Source organism: Amycolatopsis albidoflavus, from assembly GCF_039525725.1.
Taxonomy (GTDB): domain Bacteria; phylum Actinomycetota; class Actinomycetes; order Mycobacteriales; family Pseudonocardiaceae; genus Amycolatopsis; species Amycolatopsis albidoflava.
Genome location: NZ_BAAAHV010000031.1, coordinates 135,447 through 152,675, shown reverse-complemented (window position 1 = coordinate 152,675; position 17,229 = coordinate 135,447). Strand labels below are relative to the sequence as shown.

Sequence of the window (17,229 nt, the reverse complement as noted above, 5' to 3'; positions counted from 1 at the left end):
AGGCTGTCGCTGATGAGCGACCCGACGTACGGTGCCTGGGCCGGTCCGCGGCTGTTGCACGCGATCGAGTAGTAGATGTTGTCCTCGAGCATGGAACGGTCGCGGTGAAGGCATCCGCAAGTCCGGCAACGCTTTTGACGGATGCCGTGGCCGCCGGTTATCCGGTTCGCAGGGCGGCTGTGCCGGGCAGGCGGAACCTCGGGATACGTGCGTCGTCCGGACGGAGGGACGTGTCCTGGGCGAGGAGGCGACGTGCGGCGGCGTGGTCGCTCGGCCGGTTGACGGATTCGACCGCGGTGAGCCGTCCATTGTGGAAGTGCAGGACGGAGAACGCGTCCGCGGCGTCGCCGATGCGTGCTGTCTCGGTCTCGGCTTCCGGGTCCGGTACCAGTCCGGCGATCTGCAGCTTGGCCGCGAACTGGTCTGTCCAGAACCACGGCACCGCGTCGAACTCCACTGTCCGGCCGGCGAGGCGGGCCGCAGCCACGCGGGCTTGGTCGGTGGCGTTCTGCACCGATTCGAATCGCCTGCGGGTTCCGTCCCGGGTTGGGAAGGAGGAGCAGTCGCCGACTGCGGAGATCGAGGGGTCAGAGGTGCGCAGTGCGGTGTCGACTTCGATTCCGTCGCCGACCGCGAGGCCGGAGTCGCGCGCGAGTTCGACTTCGGGATCCACCCCGATCCCGAGCACCACGAGGTCGGCCCGCAGGCGGGTGCCGTCCGCGAGCACCACTTGGCGAACTCGGGTGTCGCCGTCGAACGCGTGCACCGTCGTGTCGGTGAGGACGCGTACTCCCTCTGCTTCGTGCAGTGCGCGGAAATGGTCGGAGATGTCGGCCGACACGACCCGCCGCATGAGCCGGGGCAGGCTTTCCACAACTGTCACAGTGCAGCCGCGCTTGCGTGCCGCGGCGGCCGCTTCGAGGCCGATGAACCCGCCGCCGACCACGACGACGTCGTCGGCCCGGCCCAGTGCGTCTCGGATCGCGCGGGCGTCGTGCGGGGTGCGCAGCACGCAGATGCCGGCGCGGCCGGATCCCGGCACGGTCAGGTGGCGTGCCCGGCAACCGGTGGCGAGCACGAGATCGCGGTAGCCGAGAGCCCTGCCCGAGCCGAGCCGCACGAGGTGCCGCTCCCGGTCTATCCGCGCGACGGTGTCGTGCAGCAGGGTGATGTCCCGTGCCGCGTAGAACTCCGGTTTGCGGAACTCCAGTCGCGGTTCGGCCTCGCCCAGCAGCATCGACTTCGACAAGGGCGGTCGCTGCACGGGCGGGCCGTCCAGCCCGTCGACGAGAACGATCGGGGCCTCGACGCCTTCGTCGCGGAGGAACAGTGCCGTATGGAAACCGGCGTGCCCGGCCCCCACGACGACGATCGGAACGCCGGTCATTGCTCGTCCGGCAGTTCGACGAGCAGGTCGTGGACGGGAGCGGGCAGCTGACAACTGAGCCTGCTGGTCGGGCGGCGCTCGGACGCGGTGCAGTTGAGCATCTCGTCCTCCGCCTCGCTCATCGGCGGGAAGTCGTCCGCGGCGTCGGCGGGGACGTAGACGTGGCAGGTCGCGCACATGGCGTTGCCGCCGCACTCGCCGACGATCCCGTCGATGGCGTCGTCGACGGCGGCCTGCATCAGCGGCGTGCCCGGCGGCACGTCGAGGGTGCGGTCGCCGTCCGGCGCCCGGAAGGTCACCTTCGGCATGTCAGATCCTCTCCAGCGGCGGGTGCGCGACGGCGACCGGCTCGCTGATCACGGGCGAGCGCATGCGGCCGAGTCCGTCGATCTCGGCCTCGACCACGTCGCCGTCGGCCAGGAACCGGGGCGGGTCCAGCTGAAATCCGCAGCCCGGCGGGGTGCCGGTCAGCAGGAGGTCGCCCGGGCGCAACGCCATAGACCTGCTGACTGAGGCGATCAGCTCGGCGACCCCGACCGCCATGCCCGCGGTGGAGCCGTGCTGGCGCAGTTCGCCGTTGACCCACAGCCGCAGCCCGGCGTCGGCCGGGTCGAACTCGTCCGGGGTCACGAGCCACGGCCCGGTCGGGCAAAACGACGGAGATCCCTTCGCGCGCGCGATCTGGAACAGCAGCGGATGTTCCGCTCCCGCGCCGAAGGCGATGTCCCGGGCCGTGACGTCGTTGGCGATCATGTATCCGGCGACGTACTCCAGCGCCTCGGCGCGCGGAATCCGTTGCCCACCACGGCCGATGACCACGGCCAGCTCGACCTCGTAGTCGAGCTGGCGCGTTTCGGGCGGGCAGACGATGGCGTCACCAGGACCGCATACGCTGCTGGCGGGCTTGAGGAAGACGATCGGCTCTCCCTTCGGCCTGGCCGCGCCGAGCACCTCGTCGCCGTGGGCGGCGTAGTTGAAGCCGATCGCGATGACTGTGCCCGGGCGGGGCACCGGCGGTCCGAGTCTCGTATCGGCCAGCGGCACCAGATCGTCGTCGGCGTAGCGGTCGACGGCGGAGCGCAGCAGCGGCTCGGCCGACGGCCAGCGCGACAGGATCTCGCCCCGCCCTCCGGAGGGCAGGCCGTGGCTGTGGCGCAGCGGAAGGATCGCGTCCGGCCGGACCAGTACTCCTGGCTCCTCGGCGCCGGGCGGCCCGAAACTGACGAGCTTCACGTGTTTCTCCTGGCTTCGGTGATGGCCACGAGCGAGAGCGCCAGTTCGGCGAAGGAACGCACGTCCAGGCCGGTGAGCTGGTGCCATCGCGTGAGGCGGTATGAGACGGAGTTCGGGTGCAGGGCGAGTGCGGCTCCGGTCCCGCGGAGGGTGAACCCGGACTCGGCGTAGGCGACGACGGCGTCGGCGAGGTCCGGCTGTTCGCCCGCGACCCGGCGGATCGGCTCGAGGAGCGGGCCGAGCAGCGGCGCGAGGTCGGGGATGACGGCCGCGAACCAGTCGGTCTCGAACCGAACCGCCGCGCGGCCGTCGGCCTCGGCCAGCCGCAAAGCGCGGGTGGCGTCGCCGAGGCCGAGCCGGATCCCGGCCAGCCCCGGCCTGGTCAGCCCGATGCCGAGAGGTCGGCTCTCGCCGCCCACTTCGGCGGCGAGAGCAACGACGTCGTCGAGCACGGCGCCTTGGGACACGATCGTCAGCAGCCCCGCACGGGCGTCGGCGTGCACGACTCCGGTGATTCGCCGTCCCGCGCGTTGCAGCGCGTCGACCGACTCGCGCGGCCACCAGCGATTCCGGGCGACGAGCACGGTGAACTCCCCGTCCGGATCCAGTGCGAGTTCGCGCATCAGATCGGTGGCGTCCTGACCCGGTCCGTCCGCGTGCAGAACGTCGAAGAAGCGGGCCCTCGTCTCCCGTTCGTGCTGCTCGCGGCCGCCCTGCTGGGCTACGTAGGCGTCCACGACCGCCTGGCTCATCGCCTGCGACCAGTGCGCCATCGGCCCGACGAGTTCGACCAGCAACGACTCCGTGGCGAGGTCCGAACGGCGCAGTGCCTCCCATAGCTCCTGGTGAGCGTGGTGGAACGCCGCCAGAACGTCGTACACGGGCATGTCGTAGTAGGCGCGACGCCGCGCCGACGCGCGGATCGATTGCAGCACTTCAGGATTCGGCGGCGCTCCTTCGGCAAGGCTGCGGGTCATCGTCTCGTAGAGCGACCGGACGTTCCTGAAGTGTTCGCTCTCCGGGAGCAGCGCGTAGGAGGGCAGCTCGGCGCGAATGCGGGCGACCAGCCCTCGCGCCAGCTCGTCCAGCCCGTCCTCGATCGCGGCCCAGAACCGGTCTCGGTCCGCGGGTCCGGGCACCGCCGACAGCCGCGGGCGGCCGGCCTCGCTCACCACGCCGGAGCCCGGTCGGTGTGGGCGGTTTCGGGGAAGTCCGCGGGATGGTCCCGGACCCAGTCGGCGATCTCGTCCGCCCTGGCGAGCCACACTCGCTCGTCCGCGGCCAGCCGGTCCACCAGGGTCCCGATCGCCGCGACCCGGTCGGGGCTGTCCTGCCACGGCACGTGGAAGATCAGCCCCACACAGCCACCGGCGGCCGCCGTGTCGTCCACGATCGCCGCGTAGCCCTCGAGCAGCCCGGCCGGCCCGACCGGCTCCTCGCCGGGTGGCTGTCGAAGCCGGGTGAAGCCGGGCACGTAGTAGGCGCCGTCGACCGCGTGCCAGGGATACGGCAGCAGCGGGAGTCTCGCGGCGCTGCCGAGCGTGGTCCCGAAGGCCGTTCCGGCGATCGAGACGTAGTCGAAACCGTGCTCGGCCAGGACATCGACCGAGTGCGGCCCGAGGAGCCCCGCCGGTGGCCTCGCCCCACGCGGCCGGACGCCCAGTTCGCCGAATACGTCCAGGCTCAGCCGGAGGGACTCGGCGATCTCCGCCGCCGACGATCGGTGCCACGGCTCGTGCAGCCAGCCGTGCCAGCCGACCTCGTGCCCCGCCTCGGCGATCGCGCGCACCGCGTCGGGATAGTTCCGGAAGTTCCACGCCTCCACGAAAAAAGTCGCGGAGTACGAGTGTTCGTCCAGCATCGCCAGCAGGGCCGGAAGTTCCCGCGTCACGCTGTGGTGGTGGCCCACCGGCGCGTCCGGCGCGATCGAGCCGAGCTGGATCTCAGCGGCCTCACCGAGATGGTCGAAGGTGACCGCGACCGCGCAGTCCGCCCCGTCGGGGCCCCACTCGCCGGCCATCACCGGCCCCGGGGCGCGATGTCGAGCCGGGAGATCATGGCGAAGGTCAGGTCGGTCGTGCGCGGCGGCTCGTCGGCATACAGCTCCAGCGAGGGCAGCCGCCGCGGCAGCTCGCGCAGCAGAATCTCCCCCTCCAACCGGGACAGCGGCGCACCGAGGCAGAAATGCCCGCCGGCGGTGAAGGCGAGATGCCGGTTGTCGGCGCGCCCCATGTCGAACGTGTCGGGCCGGGCGAACCGGGCCGGGTCCCGATTCGCCGCGGCCAGTCCGAGCAGGAGGTGCTCGCCCTCGCGGATCGGCGTGCCGGAGAGCTCCGTGCCAGCGCCCGCGTAGCGCCACACGAAGTGCACCGGAGCCTCGAAACGCAGGTTCTCCTCCCACGCCGCCCCCGCCAGCGACGGGTCTTCGGCCAGCCGGCGGTACTGATCCTGGTGCCGGGCCAGTGCGTAGACCGCGTTCGTCATCGCGACCATCGTCGTGTGGTAGCTGGCCACGAAAAAGCCGACCAGAGTGACCACAAGCTCCGTCCTCGACAGGCGCTCGCCGTCCGCCTCCGCGAGCAGGAGCGCCCCGACCGGATCGTCGTCGCCGAGCTTCCCGCGCATCGTGTCGACGATGTCGCCGATGTAGTCGAAATAGAATTGTGCCGTCGCGTCGGCTTCCGCGAGCTGCTCCGGCGTGATGTCCCCCTGGCTGAGGACGGCGTTGAGACCCGGCATCCGCTCCAGGACCGTCGTCGCGTCCTGCGGCGGCGCGTGCAACAGGCGGCACGCGATCAGCGCCGGGATCTTCATCGCGTACTCCCGCACGAAGTCGACCACGTCGTCGCGCTCGGCCAGTTCGTCCAGCCCGCCGAGGATGATCTCCTCCACCCACGCGCGCATCCGCTTGACCGACCGCGGCTGGAACGCCGGTGCCGCGAGCTTCCGCAGCCGGGTGTGCGCGGGCGCGTCCACGTTCGGGAGGGAGAACCGGTAGAACTCCGCCGCCGGACCGGCACCGATGTGCGCGGGAAACTCACCGGGGCGCGGCTGCACCGCATTCTTCGCGGACTTGAGGGCCTTCTCGACCTCGGCGTAGCCCGTGAGCAGCCACGAATCCTGCCCGTTGACCACGGTCCGGGCCACCGGTGCCGTCTCCCGCAGGCGGCGGTAGGCGGCGTGGCGATCGGCGCTGAAAGCCGGGTCCGACGGGTCCAGACGAACGACATCCGCGGCGTTGGTCATCTCGAAATCCCCTTCGATCTCGCTCAGGCACCCGAGTGCCTACCCCAGTCAGGCTAAGCAGCGGCCACCCGCACGTCATGGGCGAAAACGAGAAAATCAACACCTTGAGTTGTGGTTTATCCCGAAGCTGGCAGCATCATCCGCGACGCTGCCCGCCGACCTGATGCGAGTGTTCGGGGCGGCACCTCAGAACGCCTCCGGCAGCGGGGATGTTCTGCTTCACAGACCCGGCTCGAGATCACCCTGCCCCAGTTGGGCCCGCTCGCCCGGCAGTTCCATACGCAGCCATGAACATGTCCAGCAGTTGGTCGACCGTCTCTTCGTCGACCACCCGGGTCGACAGCAGATGGCGGTAATACAACGTGCCGCACAGCACCTCGGCCGCGAACTCCAGGTTCGCGTCCTTCACCAGTTCTCCGGTGTGCTGCGCGCGGGTGATCCGTTCGAGGGTGCGGGTTTCCACGGTGAGCAGGAATCGTTCGTGCAGGGTCGCGCGCAGGGCGGGATCCGCTTGCGCCTCCGCGATCAACCCGCGGTAGACCGGGCCGACCGGGGGGCCGGAGAGTGCGGGGCCCGAGCGCAGGAATTGCTCGCGCAGGTCTGCTCGGACGTCGCCGGTGTCGCGGTAGTCCAGATCCGTGGTCCAGACGCGGCTGAGCGCGTCCAGCAGCAGCGCCGCCATGGAGGGCCAGCGGCGGTAGATCGTGTGTTTGCCGACTCCGGCCCGGCGGGCTACCGCTTCGATGTTCAGGCCCGCGTACCCGACTTCCGCGGCCAGGTCGAGGGTCGCTTGCAGGAGTTCGTCGGTGCGTGCGGCGCCTCTGCGTCGCGGTGCGGCGGACTGGTCGGCCATATCGGCATCTTATCGGCACTCGCCGTGCCGTTGACAATCCGTAGGGGCCGAGTACATCATCGAAGTATCGGCACGGTGCGTGCCGATGATGAGAATCTCGAAGGGACACCGCTATGGGCAGAACGCACGAGGGCTTCTCCGCCGAAGAGCGCGCGGCGATGAAGGACCACGCCAAGGAACTGCGGGACGCGAGACGCGCCGGGTCGCGGGCGGACAAGGCGGCGCAGGCGGAGCGGGACGTGGTCGCGAAGATCGCCGAGATGCAGCCGTCGGATCGGGTGATGGCTGAGCGGGTTCATGCCGTCGTCAAGGTGAGCGCGCCGGTCCTGGAGCCGAAGCTCTGGTACGGGATGCCCGCCTACGCGCTGGACGGCAAGGTGGTCTGCTTCTTCCAGAGCGCGGAGAAGTTCAAGGCGCGCTACGCGACGCTCGGGTTCAGCGACCTCGCCGCACTGGACGACGGTCCGATGTGGGCGGCGGGCTTCGCCTTGGCCGACGTGACGGCAGAAGCGGAGGCGCGGATCAGCGCGCTGGTGAAGCAGGCAGTGAGTCCGGTCCGGAAAGAGCTAGCGGCATCTGCGTAACTGCCATGGCGGCGCTGTCGCGGGCGGCAGCCTGAAAACCCTTGTGTGGCAATACCTTCCACCTAGTTCCGGCAGCAGGCGAGAGCGCTGCCGGAACAAGGTGCGCGGGCTGCGCGGTTGCTTGACCGACCGGAGCCGTGCCTTCCCGGTCGTGCGCGGCCGTCCGTTCGGGCAGCGTTGCGCGGTGGCGGCCGGCTGGCACAACCTCCATGACCGCCTGGCGTCTTCTCGGGCAAAGCTTCACCAATTGCCGCTAGAGGGGACGCCGGAGATGGGATTCACCGCGAAGAAGACGGTCAAGATGGCGATGATCGGCGGGGCGATCGCCGCCACCGCGCTTCTTTCCGCTTGCGGCGGGAACACCGCCGGGAACGGGTCGCCGGTGAACAACGCCGCCGTCCAGCAGTCCGCGCCGGGTGCGGCCACCGGCGGGTCCGGGGGCTCCAGCAAGGCGACCGGCAAAGGCGGCAACGTCAGCGAAGAGAACGGCGACGTCAACTGCAGCAAGCTGGACGGCAAGCGGGTCACCCCGCCCGGCGGTCCGCAGATGGACGTGATCGCCGTGTCCGCGACCAGCGGCACCAACCCGGGCTGCAACGACGCCTTCAAGGTGATCACCGAGTACTACCAGGAGATCCCGACGAAGGGCGAAGGCCCCGGTCACCGCGTGCTCGACATCTTCGGCCACTGGACCTGCGCCGGATCCGGTGACCAGGCCAACCCCCAGGGCAGCGTCTGCGGCAAGGACGGCCGCACCGACTACACGATCGAGACCCGGCCCTCCAGCGGCGGCAAGGGGACGGCGCCGCAGCCTCGCCGGTTCCCGAACACCACCCAGACCGTGCAGTTCACCGGCTACGACGCGAGCGTCAACATGGCCACCTTCCAGCTCGTCCGCCCCCAGGGCCACGGCGAGTACGTGCCGGTCGCCGGCGACACCAAGACCTACCGTCTGCCGCTGGCCGAGCGGGCGATCGTGTGGAGCGCGGCCACGTTGTGCCAGAACGACAACCAGGCCACCGTCGGCGAAGACGGCCTCGGCACCTTCCGCTGCGACGCCGACCAGCTGCGCCGCACCCTCGCCGGCGGAACCCCGGCGCTGGCCCAGATCCTGGTGAGCGGCGACGACCAGATCGCCCAGGTCAAGGAGATCTACCACCCCTGACCGAGCTTCTTCCGGCTGTGGGGCGACCGGGAATCTCCGGCCGCCCCACAGTCGCGACCGGGGCTAGGACTGCGCTGCGGCGAGAAACTCACCGTGCAAAGTCTGTGAGGGCAACTCGTCATACGCGGCCCGATAGTGCGCGGTAAAAGCACTCGGCCGCGTATACCCCCACCGCGCGGCCACCTGGGTAACAGTCGTCTCCCCTGCGGCGGCGGCACGCAACTCCGCCCGCGCATGGTCGAGGCGAACTCGCCGCAGATAAGCCATCGGCGTTGTATCGAGGTGCCGCCGAAACGCCAGCTGCACAGCCCGCGCCGAGACACCGGCAGCCTGGGCAAGCTCAGCCGCCGTGAGGTCGCGGTCCGGATGAGCTTCGATGAACGCGACGGCGCGACGCAACGCTTGAGGATGAGCGTCAAGGTCCGTGCCGGCCCGCTCCGCCAACGCCGTCGTGGGAAAGGCCGCGAGTACCGCGGCGGCAAGGTGCTGGGTCGCGGTACTGAGCAGCAACGGCTGCTCAGCGACGTCCGGAGCGGAGAGGACCTGGTCGCGCACGTAAGTGATAGCCGCGCGCAGGTGGCGGGCACCGGCCTCGGACACCGGATTGTGGTCGAGCAGCTCTACGGGCTTTTCGGCACCGGCGACACGCGTCAGGACCGCGGGATCGAGCATCGTGATGCTGTATCGCGCCCGGCAGATCCGGCCGGAGTACGGGCGGTCGGGCGGGGAGAAGGAGAAGAGGTCGCCGGGGGCGAAGGCGGCGGGTTCGGCCCATCCGGCGACCTGGTGGTCTTCGATGGTTCCGGCTTCGATGTCGCAGAGGCAGATCCGGCCCAGCGGCTCGACGTCGTAGCTCATGTCGAAGTGCAGGTCCAGCTTGTCGGCGCTGACGCTCTCGGACGCGACGCGCGTGATGTGGGCGCCAGCGTCCTGGCTGCCGCTGCCGATGCGCATCGGGGCGTAGGAACTGCAGAGAAATTCTTCGGTGCGGTCCAGGTCCTCGCTCTCGAACACCACCTGCCCGGAAATCGACATGAACTCCCGGTTACCCGCGCGGGTCGGGGATCAAACCGCCCAGCTGGGCGCAGGCGTCGTCGATGGTGGCGACGAGGGCGAGCCGCACGTCGACCCGGGTGAGGCGCAGCGGGCGCAGTACCGCACGGTTGCCGCCGGTCACGACGATCAGCTTTCGTTGCCGGGCGAGCGCGGTGCGGTGGGTCTCGATCATCAGCGACATCCCGACGACGGCCATGAAGTCCAGGCCGGCACAGTCGAGGACGATGTCGCGTCCGGTCCGGAGCTGTCTGTCGAGTTCTTCGATGAGGTCGTCGGCGGTAGCCAGGTCCAGGGCACCGCTCACCCGTATCAGTACGAGGGAGCCGACGGCCCCGCTCCGGATTTGCAGGTCGCCGGGGCGCAGCGACCGGTCGGTTGTTTCGGACATCAGCGGGTACTCCCTGTCGTCTGTGTGGCCAACGCCGCGAGGGGGAACCGTTCCCCGACAGCACCGCTGAATTTCAAGCTGTCGTCTCCACCGTGCAGGGCTCGGCTGGAACGGTCTAGCGGCATAACCGAACACCGGCTATCCGGAAAACGAACCGTTCCGGCGCAGCCGTGCGGGATCGGTCCGGGTTACCGCCGCCGGAGCGGGCAGGTGCCAGCCGCTCTCGTACGCCGTCGTGAAGCGTTCCTCGCCGAGGGAAAGTCGGCCGCGGCTGCTCAGGGTGCGTACTTGCAGGTCAGTCCGGTCGTGCGCACCGCGCAACCGGGCCGCCGCGCCGAGGATGACGGCACCGTCCAGGAAGCGGCCGTACAGTTCGGCCAGGCCAGCCACGGTCACCGCGACGGTGGCCACGATCGGCAGGTCCTTGCTGCTGACCGCGGCCGCGTATGCCCTGGCCAGCGCGGTCTCGGCACCGGAGCCGTCGCCGTGCGCCAGGCAGAGTTCGGCTCGAACGGCGCTCACCAACGCCTGTCCGTGGTCGCCGCCGAACGGGAGTCGGCTGGACAGCCCGGCCTCGGCGGCCTCGATCAGCTCGCGCGCTCGGGTCAGGTCGCCGGTTCGCAGGCGGAAGCTGGCCTCTCGGGCGTCGAGCAGAACGACGGTCTCGGGCACGGTCGAGCGCAGCGTGCGTTCGCGGGTGGCGGCGATCATCGTTGCGGCTTGGCCGGTCTCGCCAAGCCGGACGTGCAGGTCGATCAGGCGCAGGTCGATGAAGGTCTCGTCGTTGTGGCTGAGCGAACCGAACTCCTGGGCCAGCCGCTTGGCCTCGGTCAGGTCGGCCAGCGCACCGTCCAGATCGCCGTCGTATTGCCGCAGCAGGGCGCGCATCGGCAGGGCCATGGCAAGGCCCCAGCTGTCTCCCGTGTCGGTGAAGCAGTCCAGCGCGGCGGCGACGTCCGGGCCGACCTGGTCGAGGCGGCCGTCGTTTTCGGCCAGTTCGGCGCGGGTGATCCGGGCAAGTCCGGCTAGCCATCGGTCCGGGCCTTCGGCTAGCCGCTGGATGAGTGGCGACGCGTCGAGTCCGGCGCGGGCGGCCAGTTCGGCGGCGGTCAGTACGCCGAAGGCTGACAGGTCTGGGTAGTTCAGCAGGCGCGTGGCTACCTCGTCGGCTGGTGCGCCGGCGTCTAGCAGGAGAGCTCCGGCGGCGATGTCGTGGTGCACGCCCGGATCAGCGGACACGGCGGCTTCGCTGAGCCAGTACGACGCTTCGGCGTGTCGGCCCAGCATGTGCCAGTACCAAGTCAGGTCGAGCGCGAGGGCAAGCGCCGCGCCGGAAGTGTCGCAGAGGTGGCGCAGGGCGGCCAGGATGTTGTCGTATTCGGCGGTCAGCAGGTGGAGTGCGTCGAGTTGCCGGGGACCGCGCAGAAGCGGGTCGTTGACGGCGGTCAGTTCGGCGAAGTGCTGGGCGCTCAGGTCCCGTACGGCAGCCAGGATCCCTTGCTCGGCAAGGCGTTCCAGGCCGTACTCGCGGATGGTCTCCAGCATCCGGTACCGGCCGGGGACGAGTTGGAGCAGCGAGCGGTCGACGAGGTCGGCGAGCAGGTCCTGGGCTTGTTCGACCGGGAGGGCGCAGACCGCGGCGGCCGAGGCGGGCGTGACTCCGCCGGGCAGGATCGAGATTCGTTCCGCGACCGACCGCGCTTCTTCGCTGAGCAGATCCCAGCTCCAGGCGATCACGGCGCGCAGCGTGCGGTGCCGGGGGAAGGCGGTTCGGCTGCCGGTGGTGAGCAGCCGGAATCGGTCGGACAGGCCGGAAGCCAGGTCTGCCAAGGAAAGCGTCCGCAGCCGGGCGGCGGCCAGCTCCAGGGCGAGCGGCATGCCGTCGAGACCGCGGACGATGCGCCGGACGTCGTCGAGGTTGCGCTCATCGACGGCGAAATCAGGACGCACGGCGGATGCTCGCTCGGTGAACAGCCGTACTGACGCGGTGTCGCGGGCCTGCTCGACGTCAGAGTCCAGCTCTGGCAACGGAAGCGGGCCTAGCGGGACCAGCGCCTCGCCGTCGATCGCCAGTGGTTCGCGGCTGGTGGCCAGCACTCGCAGTCCGGCACAGCGAGGAAGCAGCGCGGAAAGGAGGTGGGCCACGGCGTCGATCAGATGCTCGCAGTTGTCCACCACCAGCAGGCTTTCCTTGCCGCCCAGCTGATCCGCCAGTACCTCCAGGTCGCTGACCGGTTTGGCCGAGGGCTCGAACAGCGCGGTGCCACGGAGGCCGATCGCCGCCAGCATCGCGGCGGCGACCTTGGTCGGTTCGGTGACCGACGAGAGGTCGATCAGCCAGCTGCCGTCGCGGTATTGGTGGCGGCGGGCGGCTTCCAAGGCGAGCCGGGTCTTTCCGGCGCCGCCGGGGCCGAGCACGGTGACCAACCGGCCCGCGGCGAGCAGCGTGTCGATCCGGGCCAGATCATCGGTGCGGCCGACGAAACTGGTCAGCGGCGCGGGCAAGGTGGCCGGCTTGACCGCCTTGACGGGTTCGGCGCGCAACAGGTTCAGGTGGCGTTCGCGAAGCGCAGTCCCGGGATCAGCGCCCAAAACATCCGCCAGGTTCTCGCGGATTTGTTCGTACTGGGCCAAGGCTTCCGCCTGGCGGCCCTGCGCGGCGAGAGCGTCCATGAGCACCGCGGCGGCGCGTTCGTGGACGGGATGGTCGGCCAGCAGGGCGGTCAGGCGAGCGGTGGCGGCGTCGGGATGGCCTTGGGAAAGCTCAGCTTCGGCGAGGTCGGTGACGGCTTCGATCGACAGGCGGGCCAGCCGGGCCGCGGCGGCGGGATCGACCACGGCGACCGCTGGAGGCTCGACGCCGGGGCGGTCTCCCCACAACGTCACCGCCTCCAGCAAAGCCGGGGCGCGGAGGCGACCCGCGGTGGCGAGTTGCTCGAATCGCAGCGCGTCCACGTCAGCGGCCTCGACGGTCAGCCGGTAACCGCCTCCGACCTGCGTGACCTCGCTGGGCGAACCGAGGGCGCGGCGCAACCGGGAGACCAGCGCCTGCAGGGCGTGCGCGGGGTCGGCGGGCAGGTCGGAGCCCCAGATCGCGTCGACCAAAACGCTCTGCTCGACCGGACGTCCGCCGGCCAGCGCCAGCCGCGCGACCAGCCCCCGTAACCGGGCACCGGGCACCTCCAGTACCTCGGCACCTCGCGCCGCCTGAAACGCCCCGAGCAGCGTGACCCGAAGCCGCGCGCTCCCGTCCATTCGACGATCTTCGCGCGAACACCCGGGTCAGCGCCATGTACCCCCGGGTGAGCGCCGTGTGCGGGCCGTGTGAGCGGCCGTCGGCAGGGTGGCCGTATCGAACGCGAACACAGGGGGTTTGCCATGCATGACGCAGTAATAGTGGGAGCCGGGCCGGTCGGCCTGTTCCTGGCTTGCGAGCTCGGCCTCGCGGGCAGTTCGGTCCTCGTGCTCGAACGCGAGCCGGAGCCCGGTTCCCAGTGGCGGACGGCTCCGCTCGGGATGCGGGGTCTGTCGGCCACCTCGATCGAGGCATTCCATCGCCGCGGGATGCTGCCGCCGTTGCTGGCGGCGTCGGACGTCCACGACGCTCCCGGCGAGGATCGGCCGCGGTCGGTAGGCCATTTCGCGGGCATGGTGCTCGACCCGGCCAAGGTCGAGGTCGACGCGTTTCCCTACCGGCTGCCCAGTTCGCTGCCCGGGGGCATGATGACCAACCTCGACGCGATCGAGGCGGTGCTGTCCGAGCAGGCGGCCAAGCTAGGGGTCGAGATCCGGCGCGGGGTCGAGGTTTCCGCTGTCGAGCAGGCCGAGGACGGCGTGGTCGTGCGGGCTGGCGAGCAGGAGTTCGCGGCGCGCTGGGCGATCGGCTGCGACGGCGGGCGCAGTGTCGTGCGCGGGCTGGCGGGTTTCGAGTTCGTCGGCACCGAACCGCAGTTCACCGGCTACACGATGCTCGTCGACCTCGCCGACCCGGAGAAGCTCAGCCCGGGATTCAACCTGACGCCGACCGGGATGTACGTCCAGATGCCCACGCCGGGACACCTCGGCGTGCTGGACTTCGACCACGGCGCGTTCGACCGCACGCAGCAGCCAAGCCTGGAGCACCTCCAGACGGTGCTGCGTCGGGTGTCCGGCACCGACGTCACGCTGACCGGCGTCCGCCTCGTCTCGACCTTCACCGACCGGGCGATGCAGACCACGACGTACCGGCGCGGCCGGGTCCTGCTCGCCGGCGACGCCGCGCACATCCACTCCCCGCTGGGCGGACAAGGACTCAACACCGGAATCAGCGACGCCTTGAACCTGGGCTGGAAACTCGCGGCGGTGATCCGCGGGCAGGCACCGGAAGCACTGCTCGACACCTACACCCGCGAACGCCATCCGATCGGCGCCTGGGTGCTCGACTGGACTCGTGCTCAGGCCGCGGCGATGCGGCCGGACGCGCATGGCCAAGCAGTGCAGGGCGTCCTCCGCGATTTGCTCGAAACCCGCGACGGCACAACGTATGTGTACGGGAAGATGTCCGGCTCGTCGCTTCGCTACGACCTCGGGGACGAGCATCCGCTGATCGGCCGCTACGCCCCGGATTTCCAGCTGACAGACGGCATTCGCCTCGGCGAGCTGATGCGGGACGGTCGCGGCGTCGTGCTCGATTTCAGTCCCGATCAGCGTCTGCGCGAGGCAGCGGGCCAGTTGCGTTACGCGGCCGGTGTGGCGAAGGACGACCTCGGATTGGGTGCGGTGCTGGTCCGGCCGGACGGCATCGTCGCCTGGGCAGGCGACCACGACTTTTCCGCGGAATCGTTCGCCCAAGCCAAAACTCAGTGGTTCGGCGAAAACCAGGAGCAGCCATGACCATCACTCTCCGCCCGGGAAGCACCGTGCTGTTCACCGGCGATTCGATCACCGACTCCCAGCGAAACGAGAGCGAAGACGGTCTCGGATTCGGTTACCCGCTGCGGATCGCGGGCGAATGGGGGCTCCGCCATCCCGAGCGCCCGGTGACCTGGCTGAACTCCGCGGTCGCGGACAACAAGGTCATGGACCTCGGATCCCGTTGGCGGACCGACGTTCTCGACGCGCGGCCGGACGTGGTGTCGATCCTCGTCGGCATCAACGACGTCGGCTGGCATTCGTACGATCCGGACGGCCGGGTGATTCCCGCCGAGGATTACGCGGCCGGCTACGACCGGCTGCTCGCGCCGCTGGCCGAATCCGGAGCCGAGTTGATCCTCATCGAACCGTTCCTGCTGCCGATCAGCGGCGACATCGAGGTGGGAGATATGCGCCTCGGCGTCGCGGAACGGAAGAAGTGGCGCGTCGACCTGGACCCGAAAATCCAGGTGGTGCGCGAGCTCGCCCGCGAATACGGCGCACATCTGCTCGCCGCCGACGGCATGTTCGCCGAACTCTCCGCGACGACCGGGCCGGAGTACTGGGCCGCGGACGGCGTCCATCCGACGCCGGCCGGGCACGCGGCACTCGCCGCGGCTTGGCTGCGCCTGGTCGCCTGACTATCGCCGGGATCCTTGCTGTGCCTCGAGATTCGCCCGGTACGCCGTCCGCTCCGGGCGGTCCGAGTGCAGCGCCCGGTCGTCGCGGACCAGCCGCCGGATGCGGTTAAGGACCGGCTCCGGGGTGATTCCCGCGGCCGCGGCGAGCGCGCCGACGTAACCGGGGACGGCGATTTCGGCCCGGCGGTTGCGCACCGAATCGACGACCGCCCTGGCGACGTCTTCCGGCTGCACCTTCGGGATCGGCCGCATGTCCAGGCCCGAGGCGAGCGCGGTGTCGACCGCCGACGGCAGCACGGCGGTGAGGCTGACGCCCGCGTCCGCGAACTCGAGGCGGGTCGCGGCCGTCAGCCCCACCACGGCGAACTTGGTGGCGTTGTAGACGGCCAGCCCCTTGACCGGGAACTTGCCCGCCAGCGAGGCGACGTTGACGACGTGGCCGAAACCGCGTTCGGCCATGCCGGGCAGCGCCAGTTTCAGGCCGTTGAGGACGCCGCCGAGGTTGACGTCGATCTGCAGCCGGTCGGTGGCGTCGGAGAGTTCGAGGAACCCGCCGTTCGGCATCAGGCCGGCGTTGTTGACCAGCACGTGCAGCGGTCCGTGGGCCTTCTCGGCCGCGGCGATGAAGGACGCGAACGAGTCGCGGTCGGCGACGTCGAGGTGGTGGGCGGTGCCGCCGATCATCTCGGCGGTCTCCTCCGCGGCCGCCTTGTTGAGGTCGCCGATCGCGACGCGCGCTCCCTTGCTGGCGAACAACTTCGCCACGGCACGGCCGATCCCGGCACCGCCGCCGGTGATCGCGACGGACGCGCCGTCGAGGGTGATCTTGGGATAGGTCATCGGGTCGCTCCTTGCTCGATGGCGGCGCGCACGCGCGCTGGGGTCAGGGTGCGGCCGGCGCGGAGCACGTCGGCGCGGCGGCGCAGGTCCATGAAGTTGGGACCCATGACGTCCAGTTCGGCCTGGCCGGGTTCGATCCGGAGCACCCGGATGCCGGCGGCGCGGAGCTGCTTGACCTCGGCGTCGACGCGCCGGGTCATCGCGCGCCGGGCAAGCCGTTCGACGCGAGCGAAGCCACGCCCGCGTGCGCCGCCGGAGGTGGACATCGGCGGAATGAGCACGACCTCCTCGACGCCGGTCGGGAGGACGAGATCGGCGGACGTTGGCGAGACGGTGCCGCCATCCACGTACGTGCGGCCGTTGACAGCGACCGGCGGAAACCATCCCGGAATGGCCCAGGACGCGGCGATGGCGGTGCCGAGGTCCGTCCGGTGCGAATTCCCGAACGCGACCCGCTCCCCCGTGCGGACGTCGGCCCCGACGAGCCAGGTCTTCGGGTGATCGACCCAGCCCTCGGCGTTGGCCAGCCCGGTGCCGAAATCGCGCAGCCACCCGGCGTCGCCACGCCCTTTGGGCAGCACTCCCGCGAGGCCCGCCAGCAGATCGACCCGGCCGCGCAACGCCGCCGCGGTGAGGCCGAGACCAGGCCAAACAGGCGTCGGCAACGGCGGCAGCAGGCCCGGATGCTGGGCGAGGTGGTGCACAACGCGCTCGTCGGCGGGCTCCCCACGCAGCGCGGCCAGGATTTCGCCAGCCCCGATTCCCGAGCCGAGAAGCGCCGCCATCTCCGCGCCCGCGGACGTCCCGACCAGGACTTCGGTGTCGCGCGCGTCCCATCCCAGCCGGTCCTCGACCGCGGCGAGGGCGGCAGCGGTCCAGGCGAAGCCGAGCGTGCCGCCACACCCGAGCACCAGTGCGCGTTTGGTCATCGGCCACCTCTGCGGAA

The 17,229-nt window shown here is 70.3% G+C and carries 16 protein-coding genes; 4 read left to right on the top strand and 12 right to left on the bottom strand.

Going from position 1 to position 17,229, the window contains the following annotated elements:
* Positions 1-157: 157 nt before the first annotated feature.
* The 7 genes from ABD156_RS45175 to ABD156_RS45145 all read right to left on the bottom strand — a co-directional run bounded on the left by ABD156_RS45175 (position 158) and on the right by ABD156_RS45145 (position 6,719).
* A complete protein-coding gene (locus ABD156_RS45175; protein WP_344287932.1) occupies positions 158-1,387 on the bottom strand; it encodes an NAD(P)/FAD-dependent oxidoreductase in 1,230 nt (409 codons plus the stop codon).
* Positions 1,384-1,695: a 2Fe-2S iron-sulfur cluster-binding protein gene (locus ABD156_RS45170; protein WP_344287930.1), complete on the bottom strand. Its 312-nt coding sequence runs from the start codon at positions 1,693-1,695 to the stop codon at positions 1,384-1,386. Before ABD156_RS45170 ends, ABD156_RS45175 begins: the two co-directional genes overlap by 4 nt.
* 1 nt (position 1,696) lies before the next feature.
* Positions 1,697-2,620, bottom strand: a complete 924-nt coding sequence (locus ABD156_RS45165) for a fumarylacetoacetate hydrolase family protein (RefSeq protein ID WP_344287928.1) — start codon at positions 2,618-2,620, stop codon at positions 1,697-1,699.
* Entirely contained in the window at positions 2,617-3,792 is a 1,176-nt protein-coding gene (locus tag ABD156_RS45160) for a PucR family transcriptional regulator (protein ID WP_344287926.1), read from the bottom strand. The genes ABD156_RS45165 and ABD156_RS45160 overlap by 4 nt, the downstream gene beginning before the upstream one ends.
* Complete coding sequence (locus ABD156_RS45155) at positions 3,789-4,640, bottom strand: polysaccharide deacetylase family protein (protein WP_344287924.1); 852 nt, start codon at positions 4,638-4,640, stop codon at positions 3,789-3,791. The genes ABD156_RS45160 and ABD156_RS45155 overlap by 4 nt, the downstream gene beginning before the upstream one ends.
* Complete coding sequence (locus tag ABD156_RS45150; protein ID WP_344287922.1) at positions 4,640-5,866, bottom strand: cytochrome P450; 1,227 nt, start codon at positions 5,864-5,866, stop codon at positions 4,640-4,642. The genes ABD156_RS45155 and ABD156_RS45150 overlap by 1 nt, the downstream gene beginning before the upstream one ends.
* 238 nt (positions 5,867-6,104) lie before the next feature.
* Complete coding sequence (locus ABD156_RS45145; RefSeq protein ID WP_344287920.1) at positions 6,105-6,719, bottom strand: TetR/AcrR family transcriptional regulator; 615 nt, start codon at positions 6,717-6,719, stop codon at positions 6,105-6,107.
* Positions 6,720-6,832: 113 nt separating this feature from the next.
* Here ABD156_RS45145 and ABD156_RS45140 point away from each other — a divergent pair, with 113 nt between their 5' ends.
* Both ABD156_RS45140 and ABD156_RS45135 read left to right on the top strand, forming a co-directional pair.
* Positions 6,833-7,303: an iron chaperone gene (locus ABD156_RS45140; RefSeq protein WP_344287917.1), complete on the top strand. Its 471-nt coding sequence runs from the start codon at positions 6,833-6,835 to the stop codon at positions 7,301-7,303.
* Between the two features lie 271 nt (positions 7,304-7,574).
* Positions 7,575-8,468, top strand: a complete 894-nt coding sequence (locus tag ABD156_RS45135) for a hypothetical protein (RefSeq protein ID WP_344287915.1) — start codon at positions 7,575-7,577, stop codon at positions 8,466-8,468.
* A 63-nt stretch (positions 8,469-8,531) separates the two neighbouring features.
* Here ABD156_RS45135 and ABD156_RS45130 read toward each other — a convergent pair whose 3' ends face one another.
* From ABD156_RS45130 to ABD156_RS45120, 3 genes are all read right to left on the bottom strand, one after another.
* The gene (locus tag ABD156_RS45130; RefSeq protein ID WP_344287913.1) at positions 8,532-9,503 is read right to left on the bottom strand and encodes a helix-turn-helix transcriptional regulator; all 972 of its coding nucleotides are present in this window, start codon (positions 9,501-9,503) and stop codon (positions 8,532-8,534) included.
* Between the two features lie 10 nt (positions 9,504-9,513).
* Positions 9,514-9,912, bottom strand: a complete 399-nt coding sequence (locus ABD156_RS45125; protein WP_344287911.1) for an STAS domain-containing protein — start codon at positions 9,910-9,912, stop codon at positions 9,514-9,516.
* A gap of 138 nt (positions 9,913-10,050) precedes the next feature.
* A complete protein-coding gene (locus ABD156_RS45120; RefSeq protein ID WP_344287909.1) occupies positions 10,051-13,167 on the bottom strand; it encodes an AfsR/SARP family transcriptional regulator in 3,117 nt (1,038 codons plus the stop codon).
* Positions 13,168-13,290: 123 nt separating this feature from the next.
* Here ABD156_RS45120 and ABD156_RS45115 point away from each other — a divergent pair, with 123 nt between their 5' ends.
* Positions 13,291-14,784 carry an FAD-dependent monooxygenase gene (locus ABD156_RS45115; protein ID WP_344287907.1) on the top strand — a complete coding sequence of 498 codons (1,494 nt, stop codon included), beginning with the start codon at positions 13,291-13,293 and terminating at the stop codon, positions 14,782-14,784.
* Positions 14,781-15,443, top strand: coding sequence for a GDSL-type esterase/lipase family protein (locus ABD156_RS45110; protein WP_344287905.1), 663 nt, complete (start codon positions 14,781-14,783; stop codon positions 15,441-15,443). Before ABD156_RS45115 ends, ABD156_RS45110 begins: the two co-directional genes overlap by 4 nt.
* Here ABD156_RS45110 and ABD156_RS45105 read toward each other — a convergent pair whose 3' ends face one another.
* Together ABD156_RS45105 and ABD156_RS45100 are read right to left on the bottom strand one after the other, a co-directional pair.
* Entirely contained in the window at positions 15,444-16,283 is an 840-nt protein-coding gene (locus tag ABD156_RS45105) for an SDR family oxidoreductase (protein ID WP_344287903.1), read from the bottom strand.
* Complete coding sequence (locus ABD156_RS45100) at positions 16,280-17,212, bottom strand: patatin-like phospholipase family protein (protein ID WP_344287901.1); 933 nt, start codon at positions 17,210-17,212, stop codon at positions 16,280-16,282. Before ABD156_RS45100 ends, ABD156_RS45105 begins: the two co-directional genes overlap by 4 nt.
* Positions 17,213-17,229 lie beyond the last annotated feature (17 nt).

Coding starts and splice junctions, on each gene's coding strand:
- ABD156_RS45110 (WP_344287905.1), top strand. CDS start 14,781: ATGACCATCACTCTCCGCCCGGGAAGCACCGTGCTGTTCACCGGCGAT.
- ABD156_RS45170 (WP_344287930.1), bottom strand. CDS start 1,695: ATGCCGAAGGTGACCTTCCGGGCGCCGGACGGCGACCGCACCCTCGAC.
- ABD156_RS45145 (WP_344287920.1), bottom strand. CDS start 6,719: ATGGCCGACCAGTCCGCCGCACCGCGACGCAGAGGCGCCGCACGCACC.
- ABD156_RS45135 (WP_344287915.1), top strand. CDS start 7,575: ATGGGATTCACCGCGAAGAAGACGGTCAAGATGGCGATGATCGGCGGG.
- ABD156_RS45140 (WP_344287917.1), top strand. CDS start 6,833: ATGGGCAGAACGCACGAGGGCTTCTCCGCCGAAGAGCGCGCGGCGATG.
- ABD156_RS45105 (WP_344287903.1), bottom strand. CDS start 16,283: ATGACCTATCCCAAGATCACCCTCGACGGCGCGTCCGTCGCGATCACC.
- ABD156_RS45150 (WP_344287922.1), bottom strand. CDS start 5,866: ATGACCAACGCCGCGGATGTCGTTCGTCTGGACCCGTCGGACCCGGCT.
- ABD156_RS45120 (WP_344287909.1), bottom strand. CDS start 13,167: ATGGACGGGAGCGCGCGGCTTCGGGTCACGCTGCTCGGGGCGTTTCAG.
- ABD156_RS45100 (WP_344287901.1), bottom strand. CDS start 17,212: ATGACCAAACGCGCACTGGTGCTCGGGTGTGGCGGCACGCTCGGCTTC.
- ABD156_RS45155 (WP_344287924.1), bottom strand. CDS start 4,640: ATGGCCGGCGAGTGGGGCCCCGACGGGGCGGACTGCGCGGTCGCGGTC.
- ABD156_RS45130 (WP_344287913.1), bottom strand. CDS start 9,503: ATGTCGATTTCCGGGCAGGTGGTGTTCGAGAGCGAGGACCTGGACCGC.
- ABD156_RS45115 (WP_344287907.1), top strand. CDS start 13,291: ATGCATGACGCAGTAATAGTGGGAGCCGGGCCGGTCGGCCTGTTCCTG.
- ABD156_RS45125 (WP_344287911.1), bottom strand. CDS start 9,912: ATGTCCGAAACAACCGACCGGTCGCTGCGCCCCGGCGACCTGCAAATC.
- ABD156_RS45175 (WP_344287932.1), bottom strand. CDS start 1,387: ATGACCGGCGTTCCGATCGTCGTCGTGGGGGCCGGGCACGCCGGTTTC.